General features: G+C 70.9%; 11 protein-coding genes, 1 tRNA gene and 1 pseudogene. 3 read left to right on the top strand and 10 right to left on the bottom strand.

All coding sequences use genetic code 11. The annotated features are described in order from the left end of the window. The 3 genes from ACWDSL_RS46720 to ACWDSL_RS46730 form a co-directional block, all read right to left on the bottom strand. Positions 1-1,315 (bottom strand): tetratricopeptide repeat protein (locus tag ACWDSL_RS46720; RefSeq protein ID WP_450494994.1); only part of this gene is annotated, 1,315 nt, incomplete at its 3' end. A gap of 183 nt (positions 1,316-1,498) precedes the next feature. Then, a tRNA-Met gene (locus ACWDSL_RS46725) sits at positions 1,499-1,572 on the bottom strand. A 75-nt stretch (positions 1,573-1,647) separates the two neighbouring features. Further along, on the bottom strand, positions 1,648-4,644 hold the full coding sequence (locus tag ACWDSL_RS46730; RefSeq protein ID WP_450495005.1) for a UPF0182 family membrane protein: 2,997 nt from the start codon (positions 4,642-4,644) through the stop codon (positions 1,648-1,650). Between the two features lie 133 nt (positions 4,645-4,777). On the opposite strand from ACWDSL_RS46730, the gene ACWDSL_RS46735 reads away from it, so the two are divergent. After that, positions 4,778-5,344 (top strand): PPA1309 family protein, encoded by a 567-nt coding sequence (locus ACWDSL_RS46735; protein WP_450494996.1) that lies wholly within the window; start codon positions 4,778-4,780, stop codon positions 5,342-5,344. 153 nt (positions 5,345-5,497) lie between these two features. On the opposite strand, the gene ACWDSL_RS46740 is transcribed toward ACWDSL_RS46735, so the two are convergent. The 4 genes from ACWDSL_RS46740 to ACWDSL_RS46755 all read right to left on the bottom strand — a co-directional run bounded on the left by ACWDSL_RS46740 (position 5,498) and on the right by ACWDSL_RS46755 (position 8,636). Beyond that, complete coding sequence (locus ACWDSL_RS46740; protein WP_450494998.1) at positions 5,498-6,586, bottom strand: YlbL family protein; 1,089 nt, start codon at positions 6,584-6,586, stop codon at positions 5,498-5,500. Positions 6,587-6,651: 65 nt separating this feature from the next. Further along, complete coding sequence (locus tag ACWDSL_RS46745; RefSeq protein ID WP_385624696.1) at positions 6,652-6,822, bottom strand: hypothetical protein; 171 nt, start codon at positions 6,820-6,822, stop codon at positions 6,652-6,654. 182 nt (positions 6,823-7,004) lie between these two features. After that, positions 7,005-7,463, bottom strand: a complete 459-nt coding sequence (locus ACWDSL_RS46750; protein WP_385624695.1) for a molybdenum cofactor biosynthesis protein MoaE — start codon at positions 7,461-7,463, stop codon at positions 7,005-7,007. Positions 7,464-7,526: 63 nt separating this feature from the next. Beyond that, positions 7,527-8,636 (bottom strand): SDR family oxidoreductase, encoded by a 1,110-nt coding sequence (locus ACWDSL_RS46755; protein ID WP_398530454.1) that lies wholly within the window; start codon positions 8,634-8,636, stop codon positions 7,527-7,529. 190 nt (positions 8,637-8,826) lie between these two features. Between ACWDSL_RS46755 and ACWDSL_RS46760 the strand changes: the two genes are divergently transcribed. After that, positions 8,827-10,284 (top strand): zinc-dependent metalloprotease, encoded by a 1,458-nt coding sequence (locus tag ACWDSL_RS46760; protein WP_450495000.1) that lies wholly within the window; start codon positions 8,827-8,829, stop codon positions 10,282-10,284. Continuing rightward, complete coding sequence (locus tag ACWDSL_RS46765) at positions 10,281-10,808, top strand: NUDIX hydrolase (RefSeq protein ID WP_450495002.1); 528 nt, start codon at positions 10,281-10,283, stop codon at positions 10,806-10,808. Before ACWDSL_RS46760 ends, ACWDSL_RS46765 begins: the two co-directional genes overlap by 4 nt. Positions 10,809-10,893: 85 nt before the next feature. Here ACWDSL_RS46765 and ACWDSL_RS46770 read toward each other — a convergent pair whose 3' ends face one another. The 3 genes and pseudogenes from ACWDSL_RS46770 to ACWDSL_RS46780 form a co-directional block, all read right to left on the bottom strand. Further along, positions 10,894-11,652, bottom strand: coding sequence for an AIM24 family protein (locus ACWDSL_RS46770; protein ID WP_450495003.1), 759 nt, complete (start codon positions 11,650-11,652; stop codon positions 10,894-10,896). 17 nt (positions 11,653-11,669) lie between these two features. After that, a complete protein-coding gene (locus ACWDSL_RS46775) occupies positions 11,670-12,353 on the bottom strand; it encodes an AIM24 family protein (protein WP_089504942.1) in 684 nt (227 codons plus the stop codon). A gap of 10 nt (positions 12,354-12,363) precedes the next feature. Then, positions 12,364-13,473: pseudogene (locus ACWDSL_RS46780) on the bottom strand (AIM24 family protein); the annotation flags it as partial. Between the last annotated feature and the right edge of the window lie 37 nt (positions 13,474-13,510).

Genomic DNA, 13,510 nt, shown 5'->3' on the forward strand with positions numbered 1-13,510 from the left:
GGAAGGCGGCCTCCGCGCTGCCGCCCCCGGCGGCGCAGCGCAGATGGCGCTCGGCCTCACGGCCGTCGCCCTCCCGCAGCAGGGCGATGCCGACCTGGAGCGCGGCGTCGGTGTGCCCGGCGGCGGCGGCCCGCTCGTACCACTGCTGGGCGGCCCGCTCCTCGCCCCGCCCGGCGTGCAGGATGCCCAGGTTGAACGCGGCGTCCACGCTGCCGGCCTCGGCGGCCTTGGAGAACCACGGCTCGGCGCCGGCCGCGTCGCCACGCTGCAGCAGCATGACGGCCACGGCGTTGGCGGCCTCACGGTGCCCGGCGTAGGCGGCGCGGCGGTACCACTGCTCGGCCTGCGCGGTGCGGCCCTGCTCGGCGCAGAGCAGCCCCAGGTTGTACGCGCCGTTGATGTCCCCGGCGTCCAGGGCGGTGCGGTACCAGCGCTCAGCGGTCTGGGTCTCGCCGCGGTCGGCGTGCAGGGCGCCCAGCGCGTTGGCCGCGTTGCCGTCGCCGTCCTGGGCGGCGCGGTGCCACCAGACGGCGGCGCTGTCGGTGTCGCCCGCGTCGCGCAGCAGGAAGCCGAGCGCGCAGGCGGCGCGGGCCTCGCCGTCCTTGGCGGCCGTCAGATACCAGCGGCCGGCCTCTTTGACCTCGCCGCGCTTCTCCAGCAGCGTGCCGAGGTGGAGGGCGGCCCGGCGGTGGCCGCGCGCGGCGGCCTGCCGATACCACTTCTCGGCCTCCGACTCGGCGCCGGGACCGGCGCGCCCTCTGGCGGCCTCGTCCTCGCGCTTGTCGAGGATGCGGGCGAGCCGGTACGAGGCCTCGCGGTGGCCGCGCTCGGCGGCGGACCGGAACCAGCGCTCGGCGCCGATGTCGCTGCGGTGCTCGAGCAGGTCGGCGAGGGCGTACGCGCCCAGGGCGTGCCCGGACTCGGCGGACTGGCGCAGCCAGTACTCGGCGGCGGGCTCGTCCCCGCGCTCGCGGTGATGGCGGCCGAGGGCGTGGGCCGCGGCGGCGGATCCGGCGACGGCGGCGATGCGCCACCAGCCGGCCGCCTCGTCGCCGTAGCCGCGCTGGTGCAGGAGGACGCCGAGGTTGTTGGCCGCGGCGCGGTCGCCCGCCGCGGTGGCCGCGCGCAGCTGCGGCTCGGCGCCGTCCAGATCGCCACGGCGCAGCAACAGCGAGCCCAGGGCGCTCATCGACGCGATGTCGCCGGACTCGGCGGCCCGGCGGTGCCGGGTCTCCTCCTCGTCCTCGGCACCGTCGTGCGTATGCACAAAACGCCCTGTCTCCAACAGACTGACCCTGTCCCCCATAAATTCCATCGTGTCATCACCTGCAACCCGGGTACACCTTGGTATACCGCAGCCGGTGAGGTCACTTCAGCGTTTTGTCGACATGCCCACAGAGAGACAACCCAAACGCTTGTATCGCGATTCTTTGAGTGGACATCCCGGTGGACACACGACGAGGCCCGGATCCTTTCGGATCCGGGCCTGGTCTGTCAGTAGCGGGGACAGGATTTGAACCTGCGACCTCTGGGTTATGAGCCCAGCGAGCTACCGAGCTGCTCCACCCCGCGTCGTTGTGCCTCTACGTTACCACGGCGCGGAGTGGCCACCGCTCGGGTGTTCACCCGAGCGGTGCCTGGGCTTCCTCAGGTGTCCTCTCTTCGGGCCTTGTCGGCGGCCTTGTCGGCGGATTGACTCTGCTTCTGGTCCTGCTGTCCGGCGCCCTGGCTCTGGCCCTTCTTCTTGGCGGCCTCCGCCTCGGCCTTGGCGGCCCGGTCCAGCGCGTCCTTCAGGGCCTTCTGGGCCTTGCCGTAGGCCGTCCAGTCCTGCGGGTCCTTCTTGAGCGCGTCCTGGGCGTCCTGATAGGCCTCCGCGGCGTCCTTCAGGGCCTGCGCGACCGTGGCGTCACCTGTCGGTGGCTTGGTGGTGTCGTCACCGCCTCCGCCACCGCCGCCGTTGTCCTGGCCGTCGTCCGTGGAGTCCGTTGGTTCGCTCTGGCCGAAGACCACGTCCAGCGCCTTGCTGAGCGAGCTCTCGAGGGCGGTCTTGTTCCCGTAGCTGACCAGCACTTGCCGCAGCAACGGAAGGTCGGTACTGGCGCCGCGCAGATAGACCGGTTCGACGTACAGCAGGCCGCCCCCGAGTGGGACCGTCAGCAGATTGCCGTACTCGATCTCCGAATCGCCTCTCTTGAGGATGTTGAGCGTATTGGCGATCTTGTCATCGGAGTTGAAGTTGGCCTGCACCAACTGTGGACCTGGCACACCCGTATCGGATGGCAGCTTCAGGATTCTGATCTTGCCGTAGCTGTCGCTCTCCGAGTCCGCGTCCACCGCCACGAACGCGCCGAGGTTGTCCCGGCCCTTGGGCGTGAGCGTCGTCGTCAGGGAGAAGGTCTGCTTCTTCTGGTCCGGCATCTTCATGCTCAGGTAGTACGGCGGGACCGAGTTGCCCTTGTTGGTCGGGTCGTCCGGCACCTGCCACACCTCACTGCCGCTGTAGAACGTCACCGGGTTGGTGACGTGGTAGCGGGTGAGCAGTTCGCGCTGCACCTTGAACAGGTCCTGCGGATAGCGCAGATGCTCCATCAGGCTGTCGCTGATCGCGCTCTTCGGCTTGACCGTCCCCGGAAACGCCTTCTTCCAGGTCTTCAGCACCGGGTCCTTGGTGTCCCACTCGTACAGCGTGACCTTGCCGTCGTAGGCGTCGACGGTCGCCTTGACCGAGTTCCGGATGTAGTTGACGTTGTTCTGCTGGGCGACGACAGAACGCTCGCCGTCCTGGTCGTTGAGCGAGTCCGCGGTCGTGTCGCCCAATGTCGTACGGGACGCGTACGGATAGCCGTCCGTCGTCGTGTAGGCGTCGACTATCCACTTGATCCGGCCGTCGACCACCGCCGGATAGGCGTCGCCGTCGATGGTCAGCCACGGCGCGACCGCCTCGACGCGCTCCTTGGGCGTGCGGTTGTAGAGGATCCGCGAACCGTCCCCTATGGCCCCGGAGTAGAGGATCTGGGGCTCGCTGAAGGTCAGCGCGTACGCGGCACGGGTGATCGGGTTGGACAGCTTGACGCCGCTGTCGCCCTGGTACCGGTAGGTCTTCTCACCATCGCGGCTGGAGTAGTCCAGCTCCTTCTGCGGACCGCCGACGATCGAGTACTGAGTGGTCTTCTCGCCGTAGTAGATCCGCTGCTCGTAATCCGGGAGCTGGCCCCTGGCGGGCAGGTCGTCCTCGATGAAGTCCGGGGCGCCGCGCCGTGTCGTGGACGTCGTGGTGCCCTTGGCCGCGACCGCACCGTACCCATGGGTGTACTTGAAGTGGTCGTTGATCCAGTTGTGCTCGGGGATGCCGTCCGCGTTCAGCTCGCGCAGACCGATGACGGTGTCCTGCTCCTTGCCGTCCGGGGTCTTGTAGCGGTCCACGTCCAAGGTGTGGGGGAAGCTGTAGTAGTCCTTGACCTTCTGAAGCTGCTGGAAGGTCGGGGACACCACATTCGGGTCGAGCAGCCGCAGGCTCGCCGTGTTGTCGGCCTCGGCGCGCAGCTGCTTGCGGTTCGCGTCCTTGGATGCCTCGCCCTCGTAGGGCGACACCTCGGATTCGTCGAGGCCGTACGCCTTGCGCGTGGCCTCGATGTTCTTCTCGATGTACGGCGCTTCCTTGGCCTGCTCATTGGGCTGGACCTGGAACTTCTGCACGATCGCCGGGTAGAGCCCGCCGATCAGGATCGCCGACAGCACCATCAGGCCGAAGCCGATGACCGGCAGCTGCCAGGTGCGCCGCCACAGCGTCGCGAAGAAAAGCACCGCGCAGATCGCCGCGATGCAAAAGAGGATCGTCTTCGCGGGCAAATAGGCGTGGGCGTCCACATAGCGCAGGCCCGTCCAGTTGCTCGTCGCCTTGAAGTCGCTCGACTTCACCGCCAGGCCGTACCGGTCGAGCCAGTACGCCACGGCCTTGAGGGAGACGAAAATGCCCAGCAGCACCGACAGATGGCCGGTGGCCGCGCCCGTCGCGCGGGCGCCCGGGCTGGTGACCCGCAGCCCCCCGTAGAGGTAGTGCACCAGCGCGGCGGCGACCAGCGAGAGCACCGTCGCCGCGAAGCCGAAGCTCAGCAGGAAGCGGTACCAGGGCAGATCGAAGGCGTAGAACGACACGTCCTTGTGGAACTGCGGATCGTACTGGTGGAACGGCACCCCGTTGACCCACAGCAGCCACGTCCGCCACTGACCGGACGCGGACGCGCCCGCGATCAGCCCGACCAGCACGGTGACCGCCAGCAGCACCCACTTCTTGTAGGGGGCGATACCCATGCGGTAACGGTCCAGGCTCTGCTGCTCCAGCGACATCGCGCTCAGCGGCGGCCGTAGCCGGTGCGCCAACCAGATGTTGATCCCGACGGCCAGGGCCATCAGGAAGCCGAAGACGAAGAACAGCCCGATCTTGGTCCACAGGGTGGTGGTGAAGACCGAGGAGTAATGGACCGAGCGATACCAGAGCCAGTCCGTCCAGTACCCCGCGAACATGACGAAGAGCATGGCCAGCACGGCCAGCACACCCAAGGTCATGAGCAGGGTCCGGACTCGCCGGGACGGTCGGCCGACTCTGATCCGCGGCCCTGTCGGGCCTCCGCCGCGGTCCGGCATCTGGAAAGCCAAGGTGCGCACCTCGAAGTTCGCTGTCGACTGAGCGGGTCCGGGCAGTAGGACCCAATGGAGCAACTTACTCAGGCTTTACTCAGTTCCCGTTTCCGGGTCCGATCAGGGCACGATATGACGCATGTCGAACGTTCCTCCCGCCTCCGGGCCGCTCTCCGCCAATCCGCTGACCCGTGCCGTCCTCGAAATCGACGAGTACGCCGCCGGGCTCGGCTGGGACCGCCCGGCCCGCCTCTTCGCCCTCGTCGACACCGCGCGGCTGCGCACCCAGGAGCCGGGCCTCGCCGCCCAGCTCGGGCTCGACGAGGAGATCGAAGACGCCCCCGCCGCCTCTCTCACCCCCATCGAGCAGGACGAGCTGCCCGCCAACACCCCCCTGGACGAGTTCCTGGCCACCATCGCCTGGCCCGACGCGGTGGTCGGCTGCGCGCTGACCGTCGAGCGGCTGATGCTGCCGCCGTCCGCCGAGGGCTCCATGCCCGAGGGCCTGAACGAGCAGCAGCTGACGGCATGGGTCGCGAAGCACCCGGAGCGCCAGGAGGTCCGTATGACGGTCGCGGTGCTGCGGGACGGGGGGCGCGAGGCGGCGGTGCGGCTGCGCGAGAAGGACTCGCCCACCGAGGTGCTCACCGGCGCCGGCCTGGTGCCGGGTCTTGCGGAGGCGCTGTCCGCCACCTTCGCCGAGTGATGGCTGTGTTTGTCGGGTGACCGCCGGGTCCGCCGGGTGACCTGCGCATCCGGCGGGTGACCGTTGCGGGGGCGGCCCCCGGTCCGCCTCCGCGGGGTGGCCGGGGCGGGGGCCGCCGCTCAGCTCTTGGTGCGGTTCAGCTCGTGGTGCGGTTCAGCTCTTGGCGCACTTGGGCAGCGCGGCGGTGTCCCCTTCGCGGATCTGCTTCAGGGCCTTCACCGCCCCCTTGAGGGTGTGCACCTTGACCAACGTGAGGCCGCCGGGCTTGTCCGCCGCGGCCGCCGCGCAGTTCTCCTGGGGCGTGAGGAAGTACTCCGCGCCCGCCTTCCGCGCCCCGATGGTCTTCAGCTGGATCCCGCCGATCGGGCCGACGGTGCCCTTGTCGTCGATGGTGCCCGTGCCGGCGATGAACTTCCCGCCGGTCAGATCGCCCGCCGACAGCTTGTCCACGATCCCCAGCGCGAACATCAGCCCGGCGCTCGGCCCGCCCACATCGGCCAGCTTGATGTCGATCTTCAGCGGGAAGGTGTAGTCGACCCCGGCCTGGATGCCGACGATCGCCCGGCCGTCCTCCGCCTTCTCGGTGGTGACGGTGACCGACTTCCGGGCCGTGGCCTCCTGGTTCTTCTTCTCCGCGGCGGCCGCGTCCTTGGCCGGGATGATCGAGAAGGTCACCTTCTCGCCGGGCTTGTGCTTCGTGATCAGCTTGGCGACGTCCTCCGGGGCGCGCACCGCCGAGCCGTCCACCTCCTTGATCACATCGCCCGCGTGCAGCCGGCCCTGGGCCGGCTTGTCCCGCTGCACGACGCCCACGATGACGTGGGTGTCGACCTGCTTGCCCAGCTGCCTGAGCGCCGCCACCTTGGCGTCCTCCTGGGACTGGGTGAACTCCTCGGCGTTCTCCTGGTTCACCTCGTCCGGGGTCTTGTCGTCCGGGTAGAGGGTGCTGTGCGGCACCACCACGTCGTCGTGGGCCAGCCAGCCGTAGACGGCCTCGAAGAGGTTCATCTTGTACTGGGAGCCGGTGACGCTCACCGTCGTCATGTTCAACTGCCCGCCGGTGGTCGCACAGCCCTTGTGCCCGGAGATCTGCAGCACGCACTCGCCCTCGTGCGAGCCCAGGGTGTTGTACGTCGGGCCCGGCGACATCTCCGCGTACGGCGCCGGAAGCAGCGCCCCGGCGCACAGCAGCACGATCAGCGTCAGAAGGGAAGCGAGCATCGTCGCAGTGCGGCGTGGCATGGAACGACAGTACGGGACACGCCCGTCAGTCCACCGCCCGGGCCGTCCGTACGAGCCGACGGCCGCTAGGCGGCATCCGAATCGGAATGCGCGCGCTCCATCGCCGCACGGAACCGTGCGTACCCGGCGAGCTCGGCGACATCCCCGGTCTTACGAGTGCGCGAGGCCCATGCCGTATAGAGCGCGGCGGCCAACGCAGCGAGAACCGGAATAAGCAACCACAGAAGCACACCCACGGCGGCCTCCCGTCCCCTGACACAACCGCGACTGACAGATGAGCAGATTAATCCTCCGCCAGCTCAACGCTCAGGGCAGGGTGCGGGTTACGCAATCGGAGGACACCCATCCGCATGACATCTCCCCCTCCCGGCGTGTCTCGCTCACCTTGCGCCAGGCGCCCGAGGTGCTACACACCCCCCTACGCGCCCACCCATTCCTCCGTACCATCCGCGAAGGTCTGGTGCTTCCAGATGGGGACCTCGCTCTTGAGGTCGTCGATCAGGCGGCGGCAGGCCGCGAACGCCTCGGCGCGGTGCGGGCAGGCCACGGCCACGACCACGGCCAGGTCCCCGACCGCGAGGTCCCCGACCCGGTGCACCGCGGCGAGCGCCCGCACCGGGAAGTCCGCCGCGACCTTCTCGGCCACCCGGCGCAGCTCCGCCTCGGCGGTGGGGTGGGCCGAATAGCCGAGGGCGCCCACGTCGGTGCCTCCGTCGTGGTCGCGCACGGTGCCGACGAACAGCGCGGTGCCCCCGGCGGCGGGGTCGCCGACGGCCCCGAACACCTCGTCGACCGACAGGGGGGTGTCACGGATGGCGAGCAGGCGGATCGGATCGGCGGCCGCCAGCTCACCCGGATGGTCGTACCTACGTCCCATGCGCCCCATCGTGCCCCACGCGCTCACTCCGTGGAATGCCGGATGGCGGAACCCCGTTTCCGCTCAGGCCCTACGGCGCGCCTTACGGGCGCGGCGGACGATCGCCGCGGTGCCCACCAGGGCCACCGTCGCCCCCGCGGCGCCCAGCGTCGTGGCGTCCTTGCGGCCGAGTCGGCGCCCCGCGACCGTACGGCGGCCGGAGACCTCCTCCAGCAGTTCGGCAAGGACCTCCTCGTTCGTCCAGCGCGGGCGCCAGCCCGCCTCGTGCAGCCTGCTGCCGCTGACCGCCCAGGGGTGCATGGTGTACGCCAGGTCGCCCGCCGGGGACGGGGTCAGGCCCAGCCGGTGCAGCCGGGAGGCCGCGCCCAGGGCGACCGCCGAGGGCAGCTCCATGCGCCGGATGCCGGACAGCTCCTCGACCTCCTCCTGTTCGAGCCACCCGTCGCAGCCGACCGACAGCTCGCCCTCGACCTTCTCCAGGGCCGCGTACTCCAGCGCGCCGACCAGGTCCTCGATATGGCAGAACTGCCAGGTGGGGCGGGAGCCGGCGACCACCAGGAGGCGCGGCGACTCGAAGTAGCGGGTGAGCGCCGTGTCCGTGCCGCCGACCAGGATGGCCGGGCGTACGACGGTGACGTTCAGGCCGGGGTGGGCCCTGGGGGCGCGCTGGGCGAGCCGTTCGATCTCCAGCAGGTCGCCGACGCCGGTGGCCTCGGCCGTGGCGCGCAGCTCCGCGTCCTCGGCGAGCGGTACGTCGTTGTCGGGCAGCGCCCCGTAGACCATCGCGGAGGTGCACAGCACCACGCGGCGCACCCCGGCGGCCGCGGCGGCGGTCAGGACGGTCTGGGTGCCGCGCACGTTGTAGGCCGTACGGGCGGCCGGGTCGGTGCCCAGGTCGAGGTCGACGGCGAGGTGGACGACGACGTCGACGCCCCGCAGCTTGTCGGCGATGGCCGGGTCGCGCACGTCCAGGACGTGCCACTGCGCCTCGGTCACATCGCCGCGGCGCTCGTCGATGGCCAGGACGTGCTTGGTCTCGTCGGATTCGGCGAGCCGCTGCGTGAGCAGGGCTCCGGCGCCCGACGCGGCGCCGGTGACCGCGACGACAGGGCGTCGTGCGGTGCGCGGCGGATCGTTTCGCGCTGCGCGAACTTCTCGGTCTGGGGAACTCACCGGGCGTCTCCAGCGGTTGTCTTCAGTACGCAGCGCACTGACGCATACGTACCAGGTGACGTCCATCCTGCCGCAGGCCCGCTATCAGCGAAGCACTGAGCCCGCAAACCGGCGAGGTGTCTAGGCTGGGTGGTGATGCAAGGGCATTCGCCGCCGGCCGGGCCGGCGGCCCTACGAGCCGAGGGAACCCGTGAGTGACACCCCATTCGGATTCGGCCTCCCGCCGGAGGAGCCGGACGACGGCGACGACGGCAAGCAGAAGGGCGGCCACGGAGGCAGCCAGGGCCCCGCGAATCCGTTCGGGTTCGGCGCGGGCGGTGGCGGCGGGGAGAACCCGTTCGCCGCGATGTTCGGGTCGCTGAACCCGGGCGACCTGGGCGCGGCCTTCCAGCAGCTGGGCCAGATGCTCTCCTATGAGGGCGGCCCGGTGAACTGGGACATGGCCAAGGACATCGCCCGGCAGACGGTGGCGCGCGGCACCGCGGACGGCACCAAGGACGCGAGCGTCGGCCCGGCCGAGCGCGCGGCGGTCCAGGAGGCCCTGCGCCTGGCCGACCTGTGGCTGGACGGCGTCACCTCGCTGCCCTCGGGCTCGGGCTCCGCGGTGGCCTGGAGCCGCGCCGAGTGGGTCGAGGCCACGCTGCCGGTGTGGAAGGACCTGGTGGACCCGGTCGCCGAGCGGGTCGGCGCGGCCATGGGCGATGTGCTCCCCGAGGAGATGCAGGCCATGGCGGGCCCGCTGCTCGGGATGATGCGCTCGATGGGCGGCGCGATGTTCGGCACCCAGATCGGGCAGGCGGTGGGCGTGCTGGCCGGCGAGGTCGTCGGCTCCACGGACATCGGGCTGCCGCTGGGGCCCGTGGGCAAGGCGGCGCTGCTCCCGATCAACATCGCGGCGTTCGGCTCCGGGCTCGGCGTCCCCGAGGACGAGGTCCGGCTGTATCTGGCGCTGCGCGAGGCCGCCCATCAGCGGCTGTTCTCGCATGTGCCGTGGCTGCGCTCGCATCTGTTCGGCGCGGTCGAGGGGTACGCCCGGGGCATCAAGGTCGACACCGCGAAGCTGGAGGACGCGGTCGGCCAGCTCGACCCGACCCACCCCGAGCAGCTGCAGGAGGCCCTGCAGCAGGGCATGTTCCAGCCGGAGGACACCCCGGCCCAGAAGGCCGCGCTGGCCCGTCTGGAGACCGCTCTGGCGCTCGTCGAGGGCTGGGTGGACGCGGTGGTGCACGCCGCCGCGGCGCCCCATCTGCCGTCGGCCGACGCCCTGCGCGAGACGCTGCGGCGGCGCCGGGCGAGCGGTGGCCCGGCCGAGCAGACCTTCGCCACGCTGATCGGCCTGGAGCTGCGGCCGCGCCGGCTGCGCGACGCCTCGCGGCTGTGGGCCTCGCTGACCGACGCCCGCGGCGTGGACGGGCGCGACGGGCTGTGGGCCCACCCCGACATGCTGCCGACGGCCGAGGACCTGGACGACCCGGACGGCTTCGTCCACCGCGAGCAGCTGGACTTCTCCGAGCTGGACAAGATGCTCGGCGAGGCCGCGGGCGGCGCGAAGGACGCCAAGAGCGACCGTAAGGACGACGACAGCGACCTTAAGGACGACGACAAGGACAGCGGGGAAGCCGGCGGGAAGGGCGAGAGCGGCCGGTGAGCCTGCACGAGGACGCGGCGCGGGTGCTGCGCGAGTGGGCCGCGCCGGATGAAGGGCAGGAGCGGCTGCGGCTGGATTACGGCGACCATCTGGCCGCGTATCCGGACGGGATGTGGAAGGCGTGCCAGGTCGGGCACATCACCGCCAGCGCGCTGGTGATCGACCCGTCCCAGGGGCGCGTTCTGCTGACGCTCCACCGCAAGCTGAAGATGTGGCTCCAGATGGGCGGCCACTGCGAGCCCGGGGACGCCACCTTGGCGGACGCGGCGCTGCGCGAGGCCACCGAGGAGTCGGGAATCGAGGGGCTGACGCTGCTGCCGGCCGGCCCGGTGAATCTCGACCGCCATCTGACGCCGTGCGCCTGGCACCTCGATGTGCAGTACGCGGCGCTGGCCCCGCGGGACGCGGTGGCGGCGATCAGCGAGGAGTCGCTGGACCTGCGCTGGTTCGGCTATGACGAGGTGGCGGGCGTGGCCGACGAGTCGGTGCGCCGCCTGCTGACCCGTACCCGCGCGCTGGTGTGAGGGAGGCGCGCGGGTACGGTACGCCCGGGGCCGCCCCGGGCCGTCGTGCCCGGGGCGTCGGCTGCGGTCGATGTTTCGCCCGCCGTCAGTTGCTGAAGATGTTGCCCTGGTTCTGCCCACGGGCGCCCTGCTGGCCCATGCCGAACTGAGCGGCCGCCCCGCCGCCGACCACCGCGTTCTGCGGCGGCAGCAGCTCGCTGGGCTGCACCAGCGCATAGCCTTGGCCGAGGAAGCTGAGCTCCCAGCCCTCCCCCGTATTGCCGCGGCGCCGCCACACCCCGCTGGAGTGCGTCTGCGCCTGCATCTGGACCCGCAGCGAGGTGGACCAGGCGACGATGGCGTCCGCGTCCACGTTGACGTACTTGTCGGGGGTGACCTGCATCATCAGCGGCTGACCCGAGGTCATCAGGGCCACCTTGCCCTGGCCGGAGATGTTGAGGTTGTACTTCCCCGAGCCGGAGATGCCGTACTGGCTGTCCACCGCGATCGACTCCCAGTGCAGGGTGGAGTCGAGCGCGAGCACATAGGAGCTGTCGACGGTCAGCCCCTCGTGGTCCACATCCACGACATGGACGTGCTGGGCCAGGTTGGCCAGGTAGACCGTGCCTTGGCCGGAGCAGCGCATCAGGTCCAGCGCCTCCCCGGTGCGGGCCCGGGCGCGCTGCTGCCCCTGCGTCTGGTATTCGCCGTCGAACTCGATCAGCCCTTGGTAGGCGACCATGGTGCCCTTGCGGGCCAGTACGTCCTCGTGGCCGCTGAGGGAGACCCGCAGCAGCTGCGGGTTCTGCAGCGAGTAGCGGTCCTGGGACTGGGCCTCGGTGAGGCCGAAAAGCGGGCTCTGCATGATGTCTTCGCTCCCCCTCAGCCCCGCGCCCGGAGCCGGTCAGTGCTGTCCTCGCTGGGCTGGACGACGACGAAGCCCTGCCCGGAGAAACCGAGCTGATAGGCCTCGCCGCTGCCCCGGCCGATCAGGGACGACGCCTTGAAGCTGCGCTTCCCCTTCACCTTGAGGTTGGTGGACCAGGCGACGAGCGCGTCCGGGTCCACGTACGTCTCGTCCTCGCCGCGGCCGCAGTCGACGACGATGGGGGTGCCCCGGGAGGTCAGGGCGACCCAGCCGGTGCCGGAGACGCCCACGTTGAACAGGCCCTGCCCGGCGAACTTGGCGATGCCCTTGACCCGCTCGACGCCCCACTGGAGGTGGGCGTCGAAGGCGAGCAGATTGGTCCCGTTCACCGACAGCGAGTCGCCGTTGAGGTTGACGCAGACGACGTCCGCGCCGTAGTCGGCGAGGTAGAGCAGGCCGTCGCCGCTGCACTTCATGAGCGGGGCGCCCTCCCCGGTGAGCCACTGGGAGGCCATCTGGCGCACCGCGGGCGGGTTGGGCTCGTACTGGACGAAGCCCTCGTACGCGACCATCGAGCCGGTGCGGGCGAAGAGGTCCTGGCCGCTCTGCATGGCGACCTTGAGCATGCTGCTGCCGTGGTTCTCCATCCGGGCGGAGACCGGGGCCGGCGCGTAACCGGTGATCAGTTGCTGGTCCATGGCGGTCCCTTTAGACCTCGTAGGGCTGGACGACGATGAAGTTGCCGGGCGCACCGCGGAACTGGAGGTTCACGGTCTCGCCGCTGTGGCCGGGGTAAGCGTTGCGGCGCAGCCGCACCTGGCTGGAGATGATCACCTGCGAGGCGGCGGACCAGGCGACGATGGCATTGGCATCGGCGAAGGTCGTGGGGGTGACCGGCAGTACGACAGGCGTGCCCAGGGTCTTCACGATGACGGTCCCGGTGCCCTGGAACTGCATGGTGAACAGCGCGCCGCCGGGGATTCCGTGGCCCTCGATCCGGCGCACCTCGTGGTGCAGCCCCTCGTCGAAGGCGAGCACGCTCTCGGCGGACACACAGATGGCGTCGCCCTGGAGCTCGATCGGGTGAAGTTCGGCGGCGTTCTCCGCGAGGAAGACCTGGCCCTGGCCGGAGCAGCGCATCAGCTGCATCTCCTGGCCCGTCGCGTTACCGACGATCCGGCCGCGGAAACCGGCGCCCTTGTAGCTGAAGTCGACCTTGCCCTGGTAGAGCACCATCGTGCCCTGGCGGGCCAGGATCGGCTGACCGCCGACGCCGAGGTCGGCCCGGATGAGCCGGGGGTTCTGCGGCGTCCAGCGCTGGCCGGTGGGCGCCTCGCGGTACTTGGCGAGCGCGGCCTGGACACCGGGTGCGGCGGCGCCCTGCGGCTGACCGTACGGACCGGGCTGACCGGGCTGGGCGGCACCGGGGTACGGGGCGGGCTGGCCCGGCTGGCCGTACGGGCTCATCGGCGGCTGGCCCGGCTGGACGCCGGGATACGGGGCGGGCTGGCCCGGCTGACCGTACGGGGCCGGGGCGGGAGGCGCCTGGCCCGGGGTCTGGCCGAACTGCGGCTGCTGGCCGGGGAACTGGGCGGGCTGGCCCGGAGGCGGCACCTGTCCGGGCGGCGGCACCTGACCTGGGGGCGGCACCTGGCCGGGGGGAATGATCGGTGCGGCGATGGTCGGCGCCGCGTGCACCTGCGGCGCGGTGGGGGCCGCCGGAGGGGGCGTACTGCCGGGCGGCGGCGCGAAGCCCTGCGCGGGCGCGGGCTGCGGGGCCTGCGGCGCGGGCGGCGGCGCGGCGGGGGCGGCGCCCGCAGTTCCTCCGCCATGGCGCGTGCCTCACGGGACATCG

The organism is Streptomyces sp. NPDC000941 (genome assembly GCF_053599555.1).

Excerpts from the sequence above, each read along its gene's own strand:
- ACWDSL_RS46730 (WP_450495005.1), bottom strand. The coding sequence starts at position 4,644 with ATGCCGGACCGCGGCGGAGGCCCGACAGGGCCGCGGATCAGAGTCGGC.
- ACWDSL_RS46735 (WP_450494996.1), top strand. The coding sequence starts at position 4,778 with ATGTCGAACGTTCCTCCCGCCTCCGGGCCGCTCTCCGCCAATCCGCTG.
- ACWDSL_RS46740 (WP_450494998.1), bottom strand. The coding sequence starts at position 6,586 with ATGCCACGCCGCACTGCGACGATGCTCGCTTCCCTTCTGACGCTGATC.
- ACWDSL_RS46750 (WP_385624695.1), bottom strand. The coding sequence starts at position 7,463 with ATGGGACGTAGGTACGACCATCCGGGTGAGCTGGCGGCCGCCGATCCG.
- ACWDSL_RS46770 (WP_450495003.1), bottom strand. The coding sequence starts at position 11,652 with ATGCAGAGCCCGCTTTTCGGCCTCACCGAGGCCCAGTCCCAGGACCGC.
- ACWDSL_RS46775 (WP_089504942.1), bottom strand. The coding sequence starts at position 12,353 with ATGGACCAGCAACTGATCACCGGTTACGCGCCGGCCCCGGTCTCCGCC.